General features: G+C 71.0%; 22 protein-coding genes and 1 pseudogene. 5 read left to right on the forward strand and 18 right to left on the reverse strand.

The features are described from left to right. Positions 1–549 carry a helix-turn-helix domain-containing protein gene (locus tag OG444_RS09025; protein WP_327266697.1) on the reverse strand — a complete coding sequence of 183 codons (549 nt, stop codon included), beginning with the start codon at positions 547–549 and terminating at the stop codon, positions 1–3. Between the two features lie 309 nt (positions 550–858). Here OG444_RS09025 and OG444_RS09030 point away from each other — a divergent pair, with 309 nt between their 5' ends. The 4 genes from OG444_RS09030 to OG444_RS09045 all read left to right on the forward strand — a co-directional run bounded on the left by OG444_RS09030 (position 859) and on the right by OG444_RS09045 (position 5396). Then, positions 859–1764, forward strand: coding sequence for a 5'-3' exonuclease (locus tag OG444_RS09030; RefSeq protein ID WP_327266698.1), 906 nt, complete (start codon positions 859–861; stop codon positions 1762–1764). Between the two features lie 48 nt (positions 1765–1812). Further along, positions 1813–2652, forward strand: a complete 840-nt coding sequence (locus OG444_RS09035) for a siderophore-interacting protein (RefSeq protein WP_327261661.1) — start codon at positions 1813–1815, stop codon at positions 2650–2652. A 193-nt stretch (positions 2653–2845) separates the two neighbouring features. Then, on the forward strand, positions 2846–4405 hold the full coding sequence (locus OG444_RS09040; protein ID WP_327261662.1) for a serine hydrolase: 1560 nt from the start codon (positions 2846–2848) through the stop codon (positions 4403–4405). A 19-nt stretch (positions 4406–4424) separates the two neighbouring features. Beyond that, the gene (locus OG444_RS09045; RefSeq protein ID WP_327261663.1) at positions 4425–5396 is read left to right on the forward strand and encodes an RluA family pseudouridine synthase; all 972 of its coding nucleotides are present in this window, start codon (positions 4425–4427) and stop codon (positions 5394–5396) included. On the opposite strand, the gene OG444_RS09050 is transcribed toward OG444_RS09045, so the two are convergent. The 13 genes from OG444_RS09050 to OG444_RS09110 form a co-directional block, all read right to left on the reverse strand. Further along, on the reverse strand, positions 5393–6052 hold the full coding sequence (locus OG444_RS09050) for a TetR/AcrR family transcriptional regulator (RefSeq protein ID WP_327261664.1): 660 nt from the start codon (positions 6050–6052) through the stop codon (positions 5393–5395). The genes OG444_RS09045 and OG444_RS09050 overlap by 4 nt on opposite strands. 91 nt (positions 6053–6143) lie before the next feature. Beyond that, positions 6144–8984: a DEAD/DEAH box helicase gene (locus OG444_RS09055; protein WP_327261665.1), complete on the reverse strand. Its 2841-nt coding sequence runs from the start codon at positions 8982–8984 to the stop codon at positions 6144–6146. Between the two features lie 46 nt (positions 8985–9030). Next, the gene (locus tag OG444_RS09060) at positions 9031–9930 is read right to left on the reverse strand and encodes a diacylglycerol kinase (RefSeq protein WP_327261666.1); all 900 of its coding nucleotides are present in this window, start codon (positions 9928–9930) and stop codon (positions 9031–9033) included. A 39-nt stretch (positions 9931–9969) separates the two neighbouring features. Next, a complete protein-coding gene (gene tatC, locus OG444_RS09065; protein WP_327261667.1) occupies positions 9970–10935 on the reverse strand; it encodes a twin-arginine translocase subunit TatC in 966 nt (321 codons plus the stop codon). 47 nt (positions 10936–10982) lie between these two features. Beyond that, a complete protein-coding gene (gene tatA / locus OG444_RS09070) occupies positions 10983–11282 on the reverse strand; it encodes a Sec-independent protein translocase subunit TatA (RefSeq protein ID WP_327261668.1) in 300 nt (99 codons plus the stop codon). Between the two features lie 169 nt (positions 11283–11451). Continuing rightward, positions 11452–11652, reverse strand: a complete 201-nt coding sequence (locus OG444_RS09075; RefSeq protein ID WP_327261669.1) for a hypothetical protein — start codon at positions 11650–11652, stop codon at positions 11452–11454. Between the two features lie 26 nt (positions 11653–11678). Continuing rightward, positions 11679–11906, reverse strand: a complete 228-nt coding sequence (locus OG444_RS09080; protein WP_327261670.1) for a hypothetical protein — start codon at positions 11904–11906, stop codon at positions 11679–11681. Positions 11907–11921: 15 nt separating this feature from the next. Continuing rightward, positions 11922–12890 carry a helix-turn-helix transcriptional regulator gene (locus OG444_RS09085; RefSeq protein WP_327261671.1) on the reverse strand — a complete coding sequence of 323 codons (969 nt, stop codon included), beginning with the start codon at positions 12888–12890 and terminating at the stop codon, positions 11922–11924. A gap of 91 nt (positions 12891–12981) precedes the next feature. Then, positions 12982–13938: a helix-turn-helix transcriptional regulator gene (locus tag OG444_RS09090; protein ID WP_327261672.1), complete on the reverse strand. Its 957-nt coding sequence runs from the start codon at positions 13936–13938 to the stop codon at positions 12982–12984. A gap of 168 nt (positions 13939–14106) precedes the next feature. Beyond that, positions 14107–14499, reverse strand: coding sequence for an FKBP-type peptidyl-prolyl cis-trans isomerase (locus tag OG444_RS09095; protein WP_327261673.1), 393 nt, complete (start codon positions 14497–14499; stop codon positions 14107–14109). Between the two features lie 28 nt (positions 14500–14527). Next, a complete protein-coding gene (locus tag OG444_RS09100) occupies positions 14528–15469 on the reverse strand; it encodes an FKBP-type peptidyl-prolyl cis-trans isomerase (protein WP_327261674.1) in 942 nt (313 codons plus the stop codon). A 137-nt stretch (positions 15470–15606) separates the two neighbouring features. Then, positions 15607–16968 (reverse strand): Pup--protein ligase, encoded by a 1362-nt coding sequence (gene pafA / locus OG444_RS09105; protein WP_030016332.1) that lies wholly within the window; start codon positions 16966–16968, stop codon positions 15607–15609. A gap of 128 nt (positions 16969–17096) precedes the next feature. Then, positions 17097–18359: an MFS transporter gene (locus tag OG444_RS09110; RefSeq protein ID WP_327261675.1), complete on the reverse strand. Its 1263-nt coding sequence runs from the start codon at positions 18357–18359 to the stop codon at positions 17097–17099. Between the two features lie 143 nt (positions 18360–18502). Here OG444_RS09110 and OG444_RS09115 point away from each other — a divergent pair, with 143 nt between their 5' ends. Beyond that, positions 18503–19501: a LacI family DNA-binding transcriptional regulator gene (locus OG444_RS09115; protein ID WP_327261676.1), complete on the forward strand. Its 999-nt coding sequence runs from the start codon at positions 18503–18505 to the stop codon at positions 19499–19501. 67 nt (positions 19502–19568) lie between these two features. On the opposite strand, the gene prcA is transcribed toward OG444_RS09115, so the two are convergent. The 4 genes and pseudogenes from prcA to OG444_RS09135 all read right to left on the reverse strand — a co-directional run bounded on the left by prcA (position 19569) and on the right by OG444_RS09135 (position 21735). Continuing rightward, a complete protein-coding gene (prcA, locus tag OG444_RS09120) occupies positions 19569–20333 on the reverse strand; it encodes a proteasome subunit alpha (protein ID WP_030723373.1) in 765 nt (254 codons plus the stop codon). Between the two features lie 73 nt (positions 20334–20406). Continuing rightward, entirely contained in the window at positions 20407–21246 is an 840-nt protein-coding gene (prcB, locus tag OG444_RS09125) for a proteasome subunit beta (RefSeq protein WP_327261677.1), read from the reverse strand. Continuing rightward, a pseudogene (locus OG444_RS09130) lies at positions 21198–21377 on the reverse strand (endonuclease domain-containing protein); the annotation flags it as partial. The gene prcB and the pseudogene OG444_RS09130, both read right to left, overlap by 49 nt. A 145-nt stretch (positions 21378–21522) precedes the next feature. Next, on the reverse strand, positions 21523–21735 hold the full coding sequence (locus tag OG444_RS09135; RefSeq protein ID WP_030016348.1) for a ubiquitin-like protein Pup: 213 nt from the start codon (positions 21733–21735) through the stop codon (positions 21523–21525). Positions 21736–21851: the final 116 nt, after the last annotated feature.

Genomic DNA, 21851 nt, shown 5'->3' on the forward strand with positions numbered 1-21851 from the left:
TCAATGTCCCGGCGACGGGGGCTCGGAGGTGGCGTGGATGTGCTCGCCCACCGCGACGACCAGGATCCGGGTGTCCTCGGTGACCGCCCGCCAGCGGTGGCGCACGCCTCCCGACAGGAACAGCGCGTCCCCGCTCTCCAGCCGGTACGCCCGCCCCTCCGCCTCGACCTGACAGGCACCCTCGACGACGTACATCAGTTCGTCGTTGCGGTGCTGGTACTCGCGTCCGGCGTCCTGGTCCCCGGTGAACTCCATCGCGTGCAGCTGATGGTGCCCGCGCACGAGGGGCCGTACGCCCGCGAGCGGGGTGAGCGCGGCGTCGTCACCGGCCCGTACGAGGTCCACCGTGCGCGCGGTGTCGGAGGCGGCCAGCAGCTCGACGGCGGTGGTCTCCAGCGCGTCCGCGACCCGCTCCAGGGACCGCATGCTGGGCCGGGCCCGCTCGTTCTCTATCTGGCTCAGAAAGGGCACCGACAGGCCACTGCGCGCCGAGACGGCGGCCAGCGTGAGGTGGAGCGCGCGACGCCGCTTGCGGACGGCCACGCCCACCCGCAGCGGCTCCTTGCCGTCCTTGTCCCTGCCCTTGTCGTCCTTGTCGTTCAGCTTGCCGCTCAGTCCGTCCGTGCCATCGGTGCCGTCGGTGCCGTCCCTGTCGTTCATGTCGGGGCTGCCCTCCCCATGTCTGTCGCACATCGGTGTGCTGTAAGCACCTTACGCAGCAACCGCCCCCCGTTTCGCGTGCACGGCCCTTCCCGTACACATGCGCTCACCGTCCGTCGCGGAGCGGGGTGTCCCGGCGGCCGGAACATCCCCGGGGCGGGTTGCGGCATCATCGACCCCGTGACGACACGACGCCTGATGCTCCTGGACACCGCCTCCCTCTACTACCGCGCGTACTTCGGTGTGCCGGACTCGGTGAAGGCCCCCGACGGCACTCCGGTCAACGCCGTGCGCGGCCTGCTCGACTTCATCGGCCGGCTCGTCCAGGACCACCGGCCGGACGATCTGGTGGCGTGCATGGACGCCGACTGGCGGCCGCACTGGCGGGTGGAGCTGATCCCCTCCTACAAGGCCCACCGGGTCGCCGTGGAGACCGAGACCGGCCCCGACGTCGAGGAGACCCCGGACACCCTCGCCCCCCAGGTCCCGATCATCGAGGCGGCGCTGGACGCCTTCGGCATCGCCCGGGTGGGCGTCGCCGGGTACGAGGCGGACGACGTGATCGGCACCCTAACGGCACGCGCTCGAGGCCCGGTGGACATCGTCACGGGCGACCGCGACCTCTACCAGCTGGTGGACGACGCCCGGCAGCGGCGGGTCCTGTACCCCCTCAAGGGCGTGGGCACCCTGCAGGTGACGGACGAGGCGTGGCTCCGCGAGAAGTACGGGGTGGACGGCCCCGGTTACGCCGACCTGGCACTGCTGCGCGGAGACCCGAGCGACGGCCTGCCGGGCGTCCCCGGCATCGGCGAGAAGACGGCCGCCAAACTCCTCGACGCCTACGGCAGCCTGGCCGGGATCATCGCGGCGGTGAACGACCCGAAGTCGAAACTGACCCCCACCCAGCGCAAGCGGCTGGACGAGTCCCGGCCGTATCTGGCGGTGGCCCCCAAGGTGGTCCAGGTGGCTTCGGACGTCCCGCTGCCGGCCTTCGATCCGGCCCTTCCCGCGGCCCCTGCGCAGCCCGAACTGGTGGATGCGCTAGCCCATCGGTGGGGTCTGGGTGGCGCAGTCGCTCGGCTGAGCAGCGTGCTGCGCCCATGAGGTGATAACTTAGGTAAGGCTAAGTTTCATGGAGTCAGGGGAGTCACCGTGGCAGAAGGACGCGCCCGCACTGTCGGCACCGCCGTCGTCGTACGCACCGAACGGCTTTCGCCGCACATGGTGCGGCTCGTACTGAGTGGTGAAGGCCTCCGGGATTTCGGCGTGGGCGACTACACCGACCATTACGTCAAGCTGCTGTTCGCGCCGGGCGGCGTGGCCTACCCCGCTCCGTGGGACCTTGAACAGATCCGCGCCGATTTTCCGCGGGCGCAGTGGCCCCGCCAGCGCGCGTACACGGTACGGAGCTGGGACCCCACGCACCTGGAGCTGACCCTCGACTTCGTCGTCCACGGCGACGAGGGCCTCGCCGGCCCCTGGGCGGCGCGGGTCCAGCCCGGTGAGCTCGTACGCTTCCTCGGCCCGGGCGGCGCCTACGCCCCGGAGCCGACGGCCGGCTGGCACCTGCTGGTCGGCGACGAGAGCGCCCTGCCGGCGATCGCCGCCGCGATGGAGCGGATGCCGGCGGGCGCGCGGGTCCACGCCCTCGTGGAGATCGACGGCCCGGACGACGAGCTGAAGATCGCCACCCCGGACGGCATCGTCCCGATCTGGCTGCACCGCGGCGACCGCCCGGTCGGTGAGGCCCTGGTGGAGGCCGTCACCTCCCTGGAGTTCCCCTCCTCGGACGTCCACGCCTTCGTCCACGGCGAGGCCGGCTTCGTCAAGGAGCTCCGCCGCCACCTGCGCATGGAGCGCGGCGTCCCGCGCGAGCGCCTGTCGATCTCGGGCTACTGGCGCCTGGGCGAGACGGACGAGGGCTGGCGCGCGATCAAGCGCGACTGGAACGCCTCGGTCGAAGCCGAACAGGAACACCGCGCGGCAGCCTAAAGGTTTCGCCCCACCCCCGCCCACGCCTCACCCAGCCCCTCCGGCACCCTTCCAACCCCGTCGGCACCCTCAGCCCCGCCGGCGTTTGAGGCGCACCCTCAGCCCCGCCGGCGTTTGAGGCGCGGGGGTCCGGGGGCGGCGCCCCCGGCAACGGCGCCGCGCGCTCCGCGCCCCCCGGCAGGACAATGGCCCCATGCGTACGCTCCCGATGCTCGGGGCAGCAGGGGCCGCGGTGCTGCTCACCGCGGCCGCGGCGATGCAGACGGCCGCGGCCACCGCCACCGCCGCACCCACCCCGCCCCCCGCCCCGAAGCCGCAGATCACGGACGCCGCCGTCGACAAGGCCGTCGCCCGCCTCGACCGCACCGTCGAGGACATGATGCGCCGCACCGGCGTCCCCGGCGTCTCCGTGGCCGTCGTCCACGACGACGAGGTCGTCCACATCAAGGGCTACGGGCTGCGCAGGACCGGCGAGAGCGCCGAGGTCGGCCCCGACACCGTCTTCCAGATCGCCTCGCTGTCCAAGCCCGTGTCCTCCACGGTCGTGGCCGGTACCCTCACCGATCCCCAGAAGTGGGACGACCGCACCGCCCTGCCCGGCTTCTCCCTGAAGGACCCCTGGGTCACCGGCCACGTCACCACCGCCGACCTGTTCTCCCACCGCAGCGGCCTCCCCGACCACGCGGGCGACCTCCTCGAAGACCTCGGCTACGACCAGTCGTACATCCTCGACCACCTGCGCATGGAGCCCCTCGGCCCGTTCCGGGCGAGCTACGCCTACACCAACTTCGGCTTCACCGCGGCCGCCGAGGCCGTGGCCCGCGCCAAGGGCACCAGCTGGCAGAAGCTCGCCGCCGACACCCTCTTCAAGCCCGCCGGCATGACCCGTACGAGCACCGAGTTCTCCGCCTTCGCCGACTCCCCCGACCACGCCGCCACCCACGTGAAGAACCCGGACGGCACCTGGAGCCCCCGCTTCGTCCGCGACCCGGACGCCCAGGCCCCGGCCGGCGGCGTCAGCTCCACCGCCACCGACATGGCCCGCTGGCTGCGCCTGCAGCTGGCCGGCGGCACCCTCGACGGGAAGCGGATCGTCCCCGCCGACACCCTCGCCCGGACCCACGTGCCCGAGATCGTGACGCAGCCGACCAACGCCGTCGGCACCACCAGCTTCTACGGCCTCGGCTGGAACGTCAGCTACGACGGCGCCGGCCGCGTACGCCTGAGCCACTCCGGCGCCTTCGAGCTCGGCGCCAACACCAACGTCACCATGCTCCCCCTGGAGCAGCTCGGCATCGTCGTCCTGACCAATGGCGCCCCCGTCGGCCTCCCCGACGCCGTGGCCCTGGACTTCTTCGACTTCGCCGAGCACGGCAAGGTCACCACCGACTGGCTCGCGCTGGCCGCCTCCGCCTACGCCGCGGCGCTCGCACCCCAGGGCGCCTCGACGACCGACTACGCGAAGCCGCCCGCCGACGCGCGGCCGGCCCGGGACAGCGCCACGTACACCGGGACCTACGACAACCCCTACTACGGCAAGGCCACCGTGACCGCCGACGACAACGGCGCGCTCACCCTCGCCCTCGGCCCGAAGCCCCTGCGCTTCCCGCTCACCCACTACGACGGCGACACCTTCAGCTTCGTGACGGCGGGCGAGAACGCGGTCGGCCGCACCGGGGTGATCTTCGCCGACGGCACCCTGCGCGTCGAGTACCTCGACACCGAGCACCTGGGCACGTTCACCCGGCAGTAGCCGCATAGCCTGTCCCCCGATGAGACGCCGAGCCCAGCCACCCCCCTCGCCCCTCCCCCAGCGCGCCGGGATCGACCCGGTCCGGCTGCGGCTGCCGCCCGACCCCGAGGGGGCCTGGCCCGATCTCGGCGACTACCTCGCCGCGCGCTACGCCGGCACCCGCGGCGCCGGGTCGATGGCGCACCTGCTGGCCGCGGGCCGGGTGATAGGCCCCGACGGGCGGGTCCTGAACGCGCAGGACCCGTACGAGCCGGGCGCCTACCTGTGGTTCCACCGGGACATGGAGCCGGAGCCGCGGGTGCCCTTCCCGCTGTCCGTCGTCCATCGGGACGCGCACCTGCTGGTCGTGGACAAGCCGCACTTCCTGGCGACGACCCCTCGCGGCAGCCACATCACCGAGACCGCCCTGGCCCGGCTCCGCGCGGAGCTGGAGCTGCCGGAGCTCAGCCCGGCGCACCGGCTGGACCGGCTGACGGCGGGACTGGTGATGTTCAGCGTCCGGCCCGAGGACCGCGGCGCCTACCAGCTCCTCTTCCAGCGGCGCGAGGTGCACAAGGAGTACGAGGCGCTCGCGCCCCACGACCCGGAGACCGCCCTCACCCTGCCGCGCACGGTCCGCAGCCGGATCGAGAAGGCCCGCGGGGTCATCGCGGCGGTCGAGGTGCCCGGCGGCGAGCCCAATGCCGAGAGCCGGGTCGAACTGGTCGAGGAACGGGGAGGCCTGGGCCGCTACCGGCTGACCCCGCACACCGGCCGCACCCACCAGTTGCGGGTCCACATGAACGGCCTGGGCCTGCCCATCCTCGGCGACCCCGTGTATCCGCAGGTCACCGATCCGGCCCCGGACGACTACCGCCGGCCCCTGCAACTCCTGGCCCGGGTCCTGGCGTTCACCGACCCGGTCACCGGAGCCGCACACCGCTTCGAGAGCCGCCGCACCCTCCAGGCCTGGGACGACCGGCCGGGCTGGGAGGCCGGATCCGCCCGTTAGTCCCCGGCCGGGCCGACGCCCGCGATCCGCAGCGCCGCGTCGGCGGTGGCCTCCGCGAAGGCCGTCACCGGCCGCGCCGGATCCGTGCGGTGGATCAGCATGACGCCCTCGATGAGCCCGAAGACCAGGTCGCCCCGGAGCGTCAGCCCCGCCCCGTCCCCGGCCAGTTCGGCGCCGACGCGGGTTGCGGCGAGCAACACCCGGTAGGCGTGCTTGAGTTCCCCGCGCATCCGGCGGAACAGCGTGAAGCGCGAGCCTCCCACTTCGGGCAGCAGATAGAGCGCCCCCAGGTTGTACGGCCCCCCGCACAGCAGCAGTACGTCGGAGCGGCACAGCTCCCACAGCCGCCGCTCGGCGGGCCGCCCGCGGTCGGCGAGCAGCTGCCGGGCCAGCACCAGCGAGGGCGCCACCGTGGACTCCAGCAGTTCGGCGAGGAGTTCCTCCTTGCCGCCGAAGTAGTGGTACATCGTGGCCTGGCGCATCCCGGCCCGCTCGGCGACCGCCCGCGTGGTGGTCGCCGCATATCCCTGAAGCGTGAACAACTCGGCCGCCGCGCAAAGGAGTTCTTCGCGCGGCGGCCGGCCGCTCTCCGGTCTCAGCCGGTCGGCACGTGGCCGACCGACCCGTCTCGGACCTTCGTCCGTTCCCCCACTCATGACATCGATCGTCGCACAGCGCACGCCGATTCGATCATGGCAAGAGATGAGATCGGGCCGACCCCGCTCCTGGAGGAAGATCCAAGTCCGCCTAGCCGACCGAGCTGTAGGCCACTACACCCCGAAGCAGTGCGTCCACGGCCTTGCGGGCATTGCGCGCCACCGTGCTCCCGCTGTCACCGGAGGCCGCCGGAGCAGCCGCCGCGACCTGCCCGAGCACGTCGATGACCTGCTTGCACCAGCGCACGAAGTCACCGGCCGGCATCTCCGCCTCGCGCAGCACCTCGTCCAGGCTCTTGTCGGAGGCCCACTGGTACGCCGCCCACGCGAAGCCGAGATCCGGCTCGCGCTGGCCGACGCCCTCGGCCTGGTTGATGTGGTGCTCCTCCTCCAGGGCGTCGAGCCGGCCCCAGATGCGGACCATCTCGCCCAGCGCCTCCTTGGCCGCACCGCCCGGCACCTTCGGCGCGACCGCGTCGTCGGACTGCCGCGCCTCGAAGACCAGCGCCGAGACGCAGGCGGCCAGTTCGGCCGGGCTCAGGCCCTCCCACACCCTGGCCCGCAGGCATTCGGAGGCCAGCAGGTCGAGCTCCCCGTACAGCCGGGCGAGCCGCTTGCCGTGCACGGTGACCTCGTCCTCGCGCAGGTAGTCCAGCTCGGTCAGCAGCGCGTGGATCCGGTCGAAGGTGCGGGCGATGGTGTTCGTCCGGCCCTCGATCCGCCGCTCCAGCTGCTGCGTGTCCCGCTTGAGCCGGTGGTAGCGCTCCGCCCAGCGGGCGTGGTCCTCGCGCTCGTCGCAGCCGTGGCAGGGGTGCGCCCTCAGCTCGCTGCGCAGCCGGGCGATCTCGCGGTCGTCGGCGGCCGCGGCCCGGCCTCGGGTCCGGCGCTCCGGCGTGATGTGCCCGGCCTTGGTCCGCAGCTGGGAGGCGAGGTCCCGACGGGACTGCGGCGAGCGCGCGTTGAAGGTCTTGGGGATCCGCATCCGGTCGAGCGCCTCGACCGGGACCGGGAAGTCGATCGCGGCGAGCCGCTTGACCTGCCGCTCGGCGGTGAGCACCAATGGGCGCGGGCCCTCAGCGTACTCGTACCCGCGGTGCCCGTTGACCCGCCCGGCCGGCACGCCCGGGTCCAGGACCAGCGCGAGCCCGGCGAACTTGCCCGTCGGCACGTGGATGATGTCGCCCGGCTTGAGCTTCTCCAGCGAACTGGCCGCCTGTACGCGGCGCTGCGCCGCTCCCTGCTTGGCCAGGTCCGTCTCACGGTCCTTGAGGTCGCGGCGCAGCTGCGCGTACTCCTCGAAGTTCCCCAGGTGGCAGGTCATGCCCTCCTGGTAGCCCTCCAGCCCCTCCTCGTTGCGCTGCACCTGCCGGGAGATCCCGACGACCGAGCGGTCGGCCTGGAACTGCGCGAAGGAGGTCTCGAGCAGCTCGCGCGAGCGGTGCCGCCCGAACTGGCTGACCAGGTTCACGGCCATGTTGTAGGAGGGCTTGAAGCTCGAGCGCAGCGGATACGTACGGGTACCCGCGAGCCCGGCGAGAGCCGCCGGGTCCATGCCTCGCTGCCAGAGCACCACCGCGTGGCCCTCGACGTCGATGCCGCGCCGCCCGGCCCGGCCGGTCAGCTGCGTGTACTCGCCGGGGGTGATGTCGGCGTGCTGCTCGCCGTTCCACTTGACCAGCTTCTCCAGGATCACCGTGCGCGCGGGCATGTTGATGCCCAGCGCGAGGGTCTCCGTGGCGAACACGGCCTTCACCAGGCCGCGTACGAAGAGTTCCTCCACGACCTCCTTGAAGGTGGGCAGCATGCCCGCGTGGTGCGCGGCGATGCCCCGCTCCAGCCCTTCGAGCCACTCGTAGTACCCCAGGACGTGCAGGTCCTCGGTGGGGATGGAGGCGGTGCGCGCCTCGACGATCTCGCGGACCTTGAGCCGCGCGGATTCGTCGTTGAGCCGCAGGCCCGCGAACAGGCACTGCTGGACCGCGGCCTCGCAGCCGGCCCGGCTGAAGATGAAGTTGATGGCGGGCAGCAGCCCGTCGTTGTCGAGGCGGGCGATGACCTCGGGGCGGGACGGGGTCCAGATCCGGCCGCGGGAGCGCCGTTCGCGCTCGCGGTCCGCCTCGCGGACCATCTTGCCGCGCCGCCGGTCCTTGGGACTGTAGGTCCGGCTGTTCTCCTCGCGCGCCATGCGCAGCAGGTCGGGGTTGACCTCGCGGCGCGCGGAGCCTCGGCCGCCGTGGTCGGACTCCTCCTCGAAGAGGTCGTGGATCCGCCGGCCGGCCATGACGTGCTGCCACAGCGGTACGGGCCGCTCCTCGGAGACGATCACCTCGGTGTCCCCGCGCACGGTGTCCAGCCAGTCGCCGAACTCCTCGGCGTTGGACACGGTGGCCGAGAGGGAGACCAGGGTCACCGACTCGGGAAGGTGGATGATCACTTCCTCCCAGACGGCCCCGCGGAACCGGTCGGAGAGGTAGTGGACCTCGTCCATCACGACGTAGCCGAGACCGCGCAGCGACTGGGAGCCCGCGTACAGCATGTTGCGGAGCACCTCGGTGGTCATCACGACCACCGGCGCATCGGAGTTGACGCTGTTGTCGCCCGTCAGCAGGCCCACTTTGTCGGCGCCGTAGCGCTTGACGAGGTCGGCGAACTTCTGGTTCGACAGCGCCTTGATCGGCGTCGTGTAGAAGCACTTGCGGCCCTGCTGGAGGGCCAGGTGCACGGCGAACTCGCCGACGATGGTCTTGCCCGAGCCGGTCGGGGCGGCGACGAGGACGCCTTTGCCGGCCTCCAGCGCCTTGCATGCCTCGACCTGATACGGGTCCAGGTCGAAGTCGTACATCTCGCGGAAGGGGGCCAGGGCAGAGGCCTCTTCGGCGGCGCGGATCCGGGCAGCGGCGTACCGCTCGGCGGGTGAGAGTTCTTCGGTCATCTTGCTGTCGAGCCTACCCGCCACCCCTGACAACAGTCGCGATCATTTAAGTGAGCAGCCGGACGGCCCGGGGGACGCACTCGGCGGTCACCGGCAGCAGCCCCAGGGGCTCGCCGTCCGCGTACGCGCTCAGGCCCGCCGCCTCCAGAGTGATCTTCCTGGCCCGGTGGACGGTCACCTTCGGGTGGCCGAGGTGGCGGCCCCTGTAGACCTGCGGGAACACCTTGAGCAGGGTGGCCCGGCTGCAGTCGCCGACCACCGTGATGTCGAAGAGCCCGTCGTCGGGGACGGCGTCCGCGCAGATCCGCATACCCCCGCCGTAGGAGGAGCCGTTGCCGACGGCGACCAGCGTGGCCTCGGTCTCGATCACCGGGCCGTCGTCGAGGGTGATCCGGTAGGGGAACGGCCGGAAGGCGGCCAGCTCCGCGATCATCGCCAGGTCGTACTTGAAGCGGCCGGCCGGCAGCCGCATCCGGTTGCCCCGGTCGTTGACCCGCGAGTCGAAGCCGGAGCACAGCACGGTCCCGAACCACTGCTCGCAGTCGGCGCCGCCCACCCGGCCGAGGTCGATCTCCCGGATCCGGCCCTCCTTGAGGGCCTCGGCGGCCAGCCGCCCGGCCCGGGCCGGCTCCCGTACGGGCAGTCCCATGGCCCGCGCGAAGTCATTGCCGGTGCCCACCGCGACCACACCGAACGGCACCGGGGTTCCCGCCAGGGCCTGGAGCGCCAGGGAGACCATCCCGTCGCCGCCCACGGCGATCACCGCGCCGGTGCCCTCACGGACGGCGCCGGTCAGGCGGGCCAGCGCGTCGGGCGCGTCGGTGCCGACGACCGTCCGTACGGAGAAACCGGCTGCCCTGACAGCCGAAGCGGCCGGCTGCGCGGCGTGCGCGCCCCGGCCGCGTCCGGCGGTGGGATTGACGAAAAGGGTGACCTCGGGGCTCATCCAGCGGAATGTACGTCACCGGTCCCCGGAGGGCACCTGTCAGGTGGCGTCGTCGTAACCGTTGATCCGCTGGCGTCCGCCGTCGGCCTGTTCGGGCAGGGCCGCGGGGGCCGGGACCGTGTCCAGCTGCCCGATGGGCGCCGGGGTGAGGTCCAGCTCGGAGGCTTCGTCGTCGCTCAGTCCCGCGTCGGGGTCCTTGCGCCGGCGCCTGCGGTCGTTGAGGAGACACAGTCCGAGGGCCGCGAAGTACAGGGCCACGATCGGCAGGGCCAGCGCGAGCATGGTCGGCGGGTCACCGGTGGGGGTGGCGAAGGCGGCGAAGATCGTGATGCCGAGGACCATGCCCCGCCACCAGCCCGCCAGCCGCTTGCCGGTGAGCACACCGGTGAAGTTCAGGAGGATCAGCAGCAGCGGCAGCTCGAAGGCCAGGCCGAACACGATCACCATGCGGGTGACCAGGTCGAGGTAGTCGTCGACCGGCAGCAGGTTGCGCGCGTGGTCGGGGGTGAACTCGAGCATGATCATCGCGGTCTGCGGGAGGATCTTGTACGCGAGCACCGCGCCCGCCATGAAGAGGGGCGCTCCGACCGCGACGAAGCTGCGCGCGTACTTCTTCTCGTGGCTGTGCAGCCCGGGCGCGGCGAATGCCCACAGCTGGTAGAGCCACACCGGCGCGGAGAGCACCACGCCGGCCATCAGCGAGACCTTGAGGGCGATCGAGAACGCCGAGATGAGGCCGTTCACGGTCATGTCGGCGCAGGGGCGGCCGTTGCGCTGGGTCACCACACCGTTGGTGCAGCCGACGGAGTCGAGCATCGGCTTCAACAGGAAGTTGATGATGTCCCGGTAGAAGAAGGCGGCGAAGATCGTGATCACCAGGATCGCGATGACCGACTTCAGCAGGCGGTTCCGCAGCTCACGCAGGTGCTCGACGAGAGGCATACGCCCTTCGGCGTCCTTGGCCTGTCGTTCCTTCTTCTCCTGCTTGCGGGCAGAGTTGAGCAACCCACGTCCCTTGTCTCGTTGCAGATGACTGGCGTGTACGGCGGGTGTCAGCCCTGGGTGGTGCGGTTCGGCTCGCTCACCGGACGCGAGCTGCTGACGTCACCGGGCGCGGCCTGGATGGTGCGCGGGGCGACCGGCTGCTGCGCGGACTGGTCCGCCGCGGGAGCGGTCGTGGCGGCGTCCTCGCCGCCCTCGCCGTCCTTCTTCATGGCCTTGGCCTCGCTCTTGAGGATGCGGGCCGACTTGCCGAGGGAGCGGGCCATGTCGGGGAGCTTCTTGGCGCCGAACAGCAGGATGATGACCCCGAGAATGACGAAGATTTCCCAACCCCTGAGGTTGCCGAACATAGGTATCTTCCTTTTCTCCGAGGATCACAGCACACCGGACGGGCGCCTAGGACGGTCTCTACCGAGGATCGTAACCCCAGGGGGTTAACGCCCGGCAATCCCCGGGCGTCCCCGTCCTTGCGTCCTGACCGGTTCTTAATGCCCCGGTCACACGCATTGGTCCCGATTGTTACGGATGTACGCCGTGTCCCGCCCGGGCGAGGTCGACGGCGGCCCGCTCGAGATCGGCCGAGGCGTCCGTGATCCGGCGGCTGGCCTGCGCCACCTGCGCGGACAGCCTGCGCACCTCCCCGTACACGCGCACGGCCAGCACGGCGAGCACGGCCACTCCGAGGAAGCCCAGGGCAATTGCGAACATCGGCCACAGCATGGGGCGAGCCTAGGCCACCGGCCGGTTCAGATGCTGCGCAGGGTGCTCACGCCACCGCCGGTCAGCAGTTCCACGATGCGCTCACCGGCCGGTTTGCGTACGGCGGCACCACATTCAGGACACGTGAAGGAGTAGAAGGTGGCCCGCCGGCTGCCGCCGATGGCCAGCCGCAGGGCACCCGCGTCCAGCTCGAAACGGGCCCGGCAATCGGGACAAGATGCCTTGAAGGCGACGGGTCCGGACGTTGGCGACATCGACCGCGCTCCCCCTCAGACCTGTTCCCCGTACCCCGCGAGTGCGTCTCGAGCGGCGCTCCGCGCGCTCTCCGCCAGCTCTGCGGGGGCGACGATCCGCCCCTCGCGCCCGAGCCGCAGCGCGAGCCTCCGCAACGAGGCCGGGTCCGGGCTGCGCAGCGTGATCCGCAGGCCGCCCCCGGTCAGCTCCTCCGCGCTGTCGTGCGGGTAGTACTCGGCGACCCAGCGCCCGCCCGGCCCCACCTCGACCACGACCTCCGGGTCCTCGGCGGCCGGCTGGACCAGGCCCTCGGACAGGTCGCGCGGCTCGATGGCGGGCGGCTCGGCCCGCTCGTCCAGCAGCCGGATCTCAGCGACCCGGTCGAGGCGGAAGGTGCGCCGGGCCTCGGAGAGGTGGCACCAGCCCTCCATGTACGTGTGGCCCACGGCGAAGAGCCGGATCGGGTCGACCTTGCGCTCGGTGAGCTCGTCGCGCGCCGGGGAGTAGTAGCGCACCCACAGCCGTCGGCGCTCCGCGATGGCCCGGTCGACGTCCGCGAAGACCCCGCCCTCGGACTCGAAGGTCACCGACAGCCGGGAGCTGGCCCCGGCCACCTCGCCCGCGGCCGCCTCCAGCTTGGCCGTGGCGCGCAGCAGGGCGTCCCGGTCGCTCTCGCGCAGCCCGGGCAGGGTGGCCACCGCGCGCGCGGCCACCAGCAGCGCGGTCGCCTCGTCGGCGGCGAGGCGCAGCGGCTCCGCGGTGGACTCCCCCGAGGCATCGGGATTGCGCCACCAGATGCGCTCCCCGTCGGTGTCGATGTCGAGCAGGTCCCCGCCCCGGAAGCTCGTCCCGCACATGGGCAGCACGTCGAGGTCCGAGATCAGCTCGTCCTCGGTGATCCCGAAGGCGCGCGCGACGTCCGCGACGTGCGCACCGGGGCGCTCGCGCAGGTACGTCACCAGGGACAGCATCCGGCGGGTCTGGTCGATGGCGTTGGCAGCCATGCTGGTACGTCTCCCCCTCAGGGCACGTCTGTGGATGTCGCTGTTGTCGAACGGTGCGGCCGCGGATCGGCCGCCGGGCCCACGGACGCCGTCAGGCCCCGGCGACGGCCCGCAGCCGGTCCACGACGTCCGCCCGCAGGTCGGCGGGGCCGACCACGACGACGTCGGGCCCGAACTCCACCAGCCAGGCGTCCAGCCCGTGCCCGTACGGGATCTCCAGCTCGTCCCAGCCGTTCCCGCCCTCGCGCACCGCGGTGGCCTTGGCCCGCAGCGGGTAGCCCGCCCCGGCCCTCAGCCGGATCAGCGCGCTGCGGTCCGCGCTCTCCCCGGCCCAGCTCGCCACGGTCTCCCGTACGGTCACCACGTCCGGCACCTCGGCGGTGTACTTCGCGGCCCGGGAACGGACCTTGCCGGTGATCCGGGAGAGCCGGAACACCCGCTCCGCGCCGCGGTCCCGGTCGTAGCCGGCCAGGTACCAGTGGCCGCGCCAGCATTCCAGCGCCCAGGGCTCGACCTGACGGGCCTCGGGGCGGGCTGCGGTGGACTTGCGGTAGTCGAAGACCACCGGCCGACGGTCCCGGCAGGCCAGCATCAACGGCTCGAAGGCCGCCTCGTGGACCGGGATGCGCGGCTCGATCGCGCTGTGCTGACCCTCGTACGGGTCCTCCGCCTCGGGCATCCCGCCCGCGCGCAGCTTCTGCAGGGCCCCGCTGGCGGCCCCCGCCAGCCGTGCCTGCTGCCACACCTTGGCCGCCAGCCCCAGGGCGGCGGCCTCCTCGGCGTCCAGCGAGACGGGAGGCAGCCGGTTGCTGTCGCGGCGGGCCAAGTAGCCCGTCTCGCCGTCCAGGTTCTCCACCGTCTCGATGACGAGGCCGAGTTCGCGCAGATCGTCCTTGTCCCGCTCGAACATGCGGTTGAAGGACTCGTCGTTGCCGGCCTCCATGTAGGCCTCGATGGAACCGCGCAACTCGCGCTTGCTGAGCGGCCGGCGGGTCCCCAGCAGACACAGCGCCAGATTCATCAGCCGCTCGGCCTTGGCAATCGCCATCGACGCCCTTCCGCCCTTCTCCGCCTGCACATCCGTCGGACCGTCACACGGGCACGCCCGGATGGACGAGCCCGTGACCGCTGACCGTACCGCCCCGGCGCGTCCGGGCAAAAGCGAGGGGCCCCCGCCGGACGGCGGGGGCCCCTGCACCGATCGCGGATGTCCGGATCAGCCGACCTTGACCAGGTCGCAGACGAAGATCAGCGTCTCGCCCGGGGCGATCGCGCCGCCCGCGCCACGGTCGCCGTAGGCGAGGTGGGCGGGGATGACCAGCTTGCGGCGGCCGCCGACCTTCATGCCCTGGACGCCCTGGTCCCAGCCGGCGATGACCTGGCCGACACCGAGCTGGAACTGCAGCGCGGAACCGCGGTTCCAGGAGGCGTCGAACTCCTCACCGGTGGAGAAGGCCACGCCCACGTAGTGCACGGAGACGAGGTCGCCCTTCTTGGCCTCCGCGCCCTCACCGACCCATTCATCCTTGATCACGAGGTCCTTGGGGGCGTCGCCCTCGGGGAAGTCGATCTCGGGCTTCTGGAGGTCACTCACGGAACTTCTCCTCATACGTACGAAACGGTCAACCGGAACAGTCTTACATCACGGCGAGGATGTCGAGGCTGAAGACCAGCGTCGACTTCGCCGGGATGGTGCCCTGCTCCTTGTCGCCGAAGGCCATGTCCGGCGGGATGACCAGCAGGATGCGGCTGCCGACCTTCTTGCCGATCAGGCCTTCCTTCAGACCCTTGACCGAAAGCTCACCCAGCGGCCAGGTGACCGTCTGGTCACTGGTGTAGGTGCTCTCGAAGGACTTGTCGTCCTTCCAGGTCTTGCCGTTGAACTTGACGACGACGCTGTCGGTGTCCTTCACGACCGCGCCGTCACCCTCGAGGACGTAGTTCGAGACCAGCTTGGCCGGCTCGGCGGTGTCCTTCGGGACGGTCACGGAGACTTCCTTGCCGTCCGCGTTCGTGCCGACCTTGGGCAGGTCCTTGTTCTCCTGGGCGACTTCCTTGCCCGTGGCCGAGGCCGGGACGGTGGCGCCCTTGACGATGTCCACGACGAAGACCAGCGTGGCGTTCGGCTTGATCTTCTCGCCCGAACCCTGGGCGCCGTAGCCGAGCTCCGGCGGGATCACGAGCTCGACGCGGCTGCCGACCTTCTGACCCTCGAGGCCCTGGTCCCAGCCCTTGATGACGGCGCCGGCGCCGATGGTCAGGTCGAACGGCGCGGGCCGCCCGAAGCTCTGGTCGAACGGCTCCTTGCCGTCCCACACCTGACCGAGGTAGTTGACCTGCGCGATGTCGTTCTTCTTCAGCACCTGCCCGGTGCCCTCGCTGATGGTCACCACCTTCAGCTCCTTGGGCGGCGTGCCCTTCCCCTTCGACAGGGTGGGCGTCTCCCCGAACGCGGCACCCTTGGTGATCGCGGGAGCCCCGTTCTTCATCTGGGCGGAGTCGGAGCCGCTGTCGTCGCCACACGCTGCGGTCGTCAGCAGCAGGAGGGGTACGACAAGCAGGCCGGCAAGTCGGCGCACGGGTTCCTCAGATCTCAGACGGCAAAGCGGTCGCTCGCCACTCTAAGCCGTGCGCAGGGCCCCGTACGAGAGACGTACGGGGCCCTGGTGACGAGTGCGATGTCACACTGCGGCCACTCTGCGGCCGCTCTGCGGTCCTACATGCCGGCGATCAGCTTCTCCACCCGGTCGTCCACCGACCGGAACGGGTCCTTGCACAGCACCGTCCGCTGCGCCTGATCATTGAGCTTCAGGTGCACCCAGTCGACCGTGAAGTCCCGCCGCTGCTCCTGCGCCCGGCGGATGAAGTCGCCGCGCAGCCGCGCACGCGTCGTCTGCGGGGGCACCGACTTGCCCTCGAAGATCTTGAGGTCGTTGCAGATCCGTGCCGCCTGCCCCTTGCGCTCCAGCAGGTAGTACAGACCGCGCCGACGGTGGATGTCGTGATACGCGAGGTCTATCTGAGCCACCCGCGGATTCGACATGGTCATGTTGTGCTTGGCCCGGTACCGCTCGATCAGCTGGTACTTCATGACCCAGTCGATCTCGGTCCCGATCCGGTCCAGGTCCTCCGCGTCGATCGCGTCGAGCGTGCGACCCCACAGCTCCAGCACCTGGTCCACCACGCCGGTACGAATGCCCCGGCGCTCGGCGAAGTCCACCGCCTTGTCGTAGTACTCCCGCTGGATCTCCAGTGCGGAGGCCTCCCGGCCGCTCGCCAGGCGCACCTTGCGCTGACCCGTGATGTCGTGGCTGACCTCGCGGATCGCCCGGATCGGGTTCTCCAGGGTCAGGTCCCGCATCACCGTGCCCGCCTCGATCATGCGCAGCACCAGGTCGGTGGCCCCGACCTTGAGCAGCATGGTCGTCTCGGACATGTTCGAGTCACCGACGATGACGTGCAGCCTGCGGTAGCGCTCGGCGTCCGCGTGCGGCTCGTCCCGGGTGTTGATGATCGGCCGCGAGCGGGTCGTGGCAGAGCTGACGCCCTCCCAGATGTGCTCGGCCCGCTGGCTCACGCAGTAGACCGCACCCCGCGGCGTCTGCAGCACCTTGCCGGCGCCGCAGATCAGCTGCCGCGTGACAAGGAACGGAATGAGAATGTCCGCCAGGCGGGAGAATTCCCCGTGCCGGGCCACCAGGTAGTTCTCGTGGCAGCCGTACGAGTTGCCCGCCGAGTCGGTGTTGTTCTTGAAGAGATAGACGTCGCCCGCGATTCCCTCCTCGTGCAGGCGGCGTTCGGCGTCGACGAGCAGACCTTCGAGAATGCGCTCGCCTGCTTTGTCGTGTGTGACCAGCTCGGTCACGTTGTCGCATTCGGGAGTTGCATATTCCGGATGCGAACCCACGTCGAGGTACAGGCGGGCGCCGTTCCGCAGGAAGACATTGCTGCTGCGGCCCCATGACACAACACGGCGGAAGAGGTAGCGCGCCACTTCGTCAGGAGACAGTCGGCGCTGTCCCCTGAACGTGCACGTGACGCCGTACTCGTTCTCCAGCCCGAAAATGCGGCGGTCCATGACTGAACATTACGCCTTCTGCCCTCTTCTGAAACCGGGTTCGGGAGCGCCGTTTCGATCAGTTCCCGTCAGCGGGCCGAATGGGCGCCCCGATCACGGCCCGATCGGCCCATCCCGCGCACCACCGCTCAGCCCGTCGGCGAGACATGTGACGGCACGTCACGGAAGCCTTCCGACGCACCGTCAGGCGAAGCCGCCACCGCGCGGCTGCGGCCGCCGGTTGCCAGCGCCCGCTGAGTGACCATCAGGACCAGCAGCGCCGAGAAGCCCGCCACGCTCGCCACGCCGAAGCCCGCCGCGGTACCGCCCAGCTCCACAGCCGGCCCCGCCGCCGCCGTCCCGATCGCCGCACCCACCCCGAAGAACGTCACCAGCCAGGAGAACGCCTCCGTCACCGTGCCCGCCGGAGCGTGCCGGTCCACGACGATGAACGCGCACGCCAGCGCCGGCGCCAGGAACACGCCCGACAGCGCCGCCAGCCCGGTCATGGACACCGGACCCGGAACCAGCATCAGCGGCAGATAGCAGACCGCCAGCAGGCCCACCAGCAGCCGCAGCCGCCGCTCCGGCGCACCCGCCCACTGCCGCGCACCGTAGAAGACGCCACCGATCAGCGCGCCCAGCCCCAGGGCCGCCATCAGCCAGCCGTACACCGCCTGACCGCCGTGCTCGTCCGCGTACGCCACACCGGCCACCGTGATCGAACCCAGCGCCGTACCCACGAAGAAGAACGCGCCGAGCAGCGCCAGCAGCCCCCGCGAACGCAGCGCACCCAGCCAGTGCGCCTCGCGAGGCGCCGAGCGCCACTTCCGCGACGGCTCACTGACCACCACGGACAGCGCGCCCAGCACGCCGATCGCGTTCAGCGCCAGCAGCGCCCCGGCCGGGGACCACATCGCGACGAACAGCGTCACCAGCAGCGGACCGACCGTGAACATGACTTCCTGGGCCACCGCGTCCATCGCGTACGCGGCGTGCACCTTCTCCTCACGGCCGCCCAGCACACCCGGCCACAGGGCCCGCAGCCCGCCCTCCAGGGGCGGCGTGAAGAGCCCCGCGACCACCACCGCGGCGTACGCCGCCAGAGCCGACCCCGTGCCCGCGAGCGCCAGCCACACCATGCCGAGTGCCGAGACCACCGCGGCCGGCAGCTGGACCCTTGGCTGCCCGAACAGGTCCACGGCCCGGCCCAGCAGCGGCTGCCCCACGGCGTTCGCCAGCCCGTAGGCGGCGGCCAGCGCCCCCGCCAGGCTGTAGCTGCCGCCCTCGGCGCGCGTGAACAGCACGATCGCGATCGGCCCGGTGGCATTGGGCAGCCGGCCCACGAGCGTGCCCGCCAGCAGCCTCGCGGCGTGCCGGGTCCTCAGCAGCTCCGCGTATCCCGCGGCCATGTCCGCCCCCTTCTGCCCGGATCCAACCGGGAGTACCAAGTAATACGTATAACTATACGTGTCATACGTACCATGGCCGCAGTCCGCGGGTCCACCCCACGGACCCGGCGACACCGCCCGACCCTGCACTTCAGGAGCACCGTGTGACGAGACCCACCAGCCGCGACGTGGCCACCGCCGCCGGGGTCTCACAGGCCACCGTCTCCCTCGTCCTCGCCGGCAAATGGCCCGGCCGCGTGTCCGAACGCACCGCCACCCTCGTCCGCGAAACCGCCACCCGCCTCGGCTACCGCCCCAACCTCGCCGCCCGCAACCTGCGCCTCGGCAGCACTCGCACCGCGCTCCTCGTCGTCCCCGCCCTCACCAACGAGTTCTTCGCCCGCGTCTACACCGGAGCCGCCCGCGTCGCCGCCGAACACGGCTTCGGCGTCGTCCTGTACCCCTCCCCCGACGGCACCGGCCCGGCCCGTGACCCCTTCGCCTCCGCCCGCGCCGCCCTCGACGGGGTCATCGCCTCCTCCATGGCCGCCGACGCCCTCGACGCCATCGGCGGCAACAGCCTCCCCCTCGTCATGCTCGACAGCGACCCCGCGGCCGGCACCGCCGCCGCCCACGTCAACCTCGCCATGGCCGACGGAATGCGCCAGATCACCGAGCACCTCCTCGCCCTCGGCCACCGCCGCTTCCTCCACCTCGCCTCCGCCGTGGACTCCTGGACCTTCGACACCCGCGCCGAAGCCCTCGGCGCCCTCCTGGGTCCCGGCACCGAGCTGCGCACCGTACGGTCCCCCCTCACCGTCGACGGCGCCCGTACGGCCATGGAGAGTGCCCTGGCGAGCCCCCGGGACCGCCCCACCGCGATCGTCTGCGACGACGACATCCTGGCCGCCGGCGCCTGCAAGGCCGCCCGTCGCCTGGGCCTGCGCATCCCCGAGGACCTCTCCATCACCGGCTTCGACGACCTCGCTCTCGCCACCGCCGTCGAACCCGAGCTCACCACCGTCCACCTCCCCGCCGAACGCGTCGGCGAACAGGGCATGACCGCACTCCTCGCCGTCCTCGAAGGCAGCACCTGGACCGCTCCCGACCTCCCCGTCCGGCTCGTCGTCCGCGACTCCTCCGGCCCCGCCCCCACCACCTGAGCCGGCCCCCGGACACGACGGAGCCCCGGCCCGCCGAAACGGCGGACCGGGGCTCATCGCACTGCGACTACTCGGCGTCGTCCTCCGGCGCCTCGTCGTTCGACACGGCATCGGCCTGCACCGCCGCCGTCACGTCCGCCTCCAGCAGCCGCGACAGCTGCCGGCCACGGATCCGCTTGAACTTGCGCTGCTGCGCACGCGTCCGGTCCAGCACCGCGACCTCCAGCCGCTCGGCCGGAATCGCCTTGTCGGCGCCGTTGGCCTGGCTGGACAGCGCCTGCACAGCCAGCTTCAGCGCCTCCGACAGGGTCATCCCGTCCTGGTGACGCTGGTCCAGGAAGGTACTGATCTGCTCGGCATTGCCGCCGACCGCGACCGAGCCGTGCTCGTCCACGATCGACCCGTCGTGCGGCAGCCGGTAGATCTGGTCGCCCGCGGCAGTCGCACCGACCTCCGCGACCACCAGCTCCACCTCGTACGGCTTCTCACCGGCCGAGGAGAAGATGGTGCCGAGCGTCTGCGCGTAGACGTTCGCCAGTCCACGGGCCGTCACATCGTCACGGTCGTAGGTGTATCCGCGCAGATCCGCGTACCGCACACCACCGATCCGCAGGTTCTCGTACTCGTTGTACTTGCCGGCGGCCGCGAAGCCGATCCGGTCGTAGATCTCGCTGAACTTGTGCAGCGCACGGGACGGGTTCTCGCCGACGAACACGATGCCGTCGGCATACTGCAGCACGACCAGGCTGCGACCTCGGGCGATGCCCTTGCGGGCGTATTCCGCCCGGTCGGCCATGGCCTGCTGGGGTGACACATAGAACGGAGTCGACACCGGCTGTCCGTCCCTTTCTTCTGGGCGGATGGGGGACCCCCCGGACGCGGTCCGGGGGAGGGGCGACGGATGGTCAGAGCAGGGCGGCGCGCGGGCCGTCGGGCTGCTCCAGCCGACGGTTGGTGACCGTACGGGCGAGCTCCTGCGACTCGTCGTCGGTCAGCCTGCGGAATCCCTCGTCCGTGATGACGGTGACGATCGGGTAGATGTGGCGGTACAGGTCCGGCCCACCGGTCGCCGAGTCGTCGTCGGCCGCGTCGTACAGCGCCTGGACGACCAGGGTGGTGGCCTGCTCCTCCGTCAGATCGGGGCGGAAGAGCTTCTTCATGGAGCCCCGGGCGAAGATCGAACCGGAGCCGGTGGCGGCGTACCCGTGCTCCTCGGAGCGGCCGCCGGTCACGTCGTAGGAGAAGATCCGGCCCTTCTCCTTGGCCTCGTCGTAGCCCGCGAACAGCGGCACGACGGCCAGGCCCTGCATGGCCATCCCCAGATTGCTCCGGATCATGGTCGAGAGGCGGTTCGCCTTGCCCTCCAGGGAGAGGGTCGCCCCCTCCACCTTCTCGAAGTGCTCCAGCTCCAGCTGGAACAGCTTCACCATCTCCACGGCCAGGCCGGCCGTACCGGCGATTCCGACGGCGGAGTACTCGTCGGCGGGGAAGACCTTCTCGATGTCCCGCTGCGCGATCATGTTCCCCATGGTCGCGCGCCGGTCACCGGCGAGGACGACGCCTCCGGGGAAGGTCGCGGCGACGATGGTCGTCCCGTGCGGCGCCTCGACGACACCCTCGGGCAGCTTGCGGTTGCCGGGCAGCATCTCGGGCGAGTGCGCCCCGAGGAAGTCCATGAAGGACGAGGACCCCGGCGTCAGGAAGGCTGCCGGTAGACGCCCTGTGCTACGAGTGTTGGGTTCCACAGGTTTCCTTCCACGTAAGCGGCTGCACGCCTCATGACGTCCGGCCGATCCTTGAACTGCGCCGGTGCCGCTTCGCAGCGGAAGCACCGTACGCCTCGGACCTTACCCGTCTGATGATCGTGATCCACCTGCTCTGCCGAACCCGTTCGGCGGAGGGGCGGACAGCGTCCTCAGCGGCATTCAGGCACCGCTCATGACCGGACGGTGCGGACACCTTGGCCGCACCGTCCGAACCGTCACTCCGCACCTGGCCTTCGATTCGAAGGTCAAGAGGCCTTACTGGCCACCCTTTTGAACGAAGCTTCGCACGAAGTCCTCGGCGTTCTCCTCGAGTACATCGTCAATCTCGTCAAGTACGGAGTCGACGTCGTCGGAGAGCTTCTCCTGGCGCTCCTTGAGGTCGGTCGATTCCTCGACCGCCGCCTCCTCGACCTCCTCGGTCGAGCGCGTCGCCTTCTGCTGTCCGCCGCCGGTGTCCTTGGTCGCCATGTCTACCTCACCCCGCTCGGTTCGCACGCTCACACAGAGAGACCCCGGATCGGGATCTCCCAAGATCAGACCCTACGTCGGACCCTACAAGGAGGGTCCGACATTCGTCCCCGTAG

Origin of the sequence: Streptomyces sp. NBC_01232, assembly GCF_035989885.1 — a bacterium.
Lineage (GTDB): Bacteria > Actinomycetota > Actinomycetes > Streptomycetales > Streptomycetaceae > Streptomyces.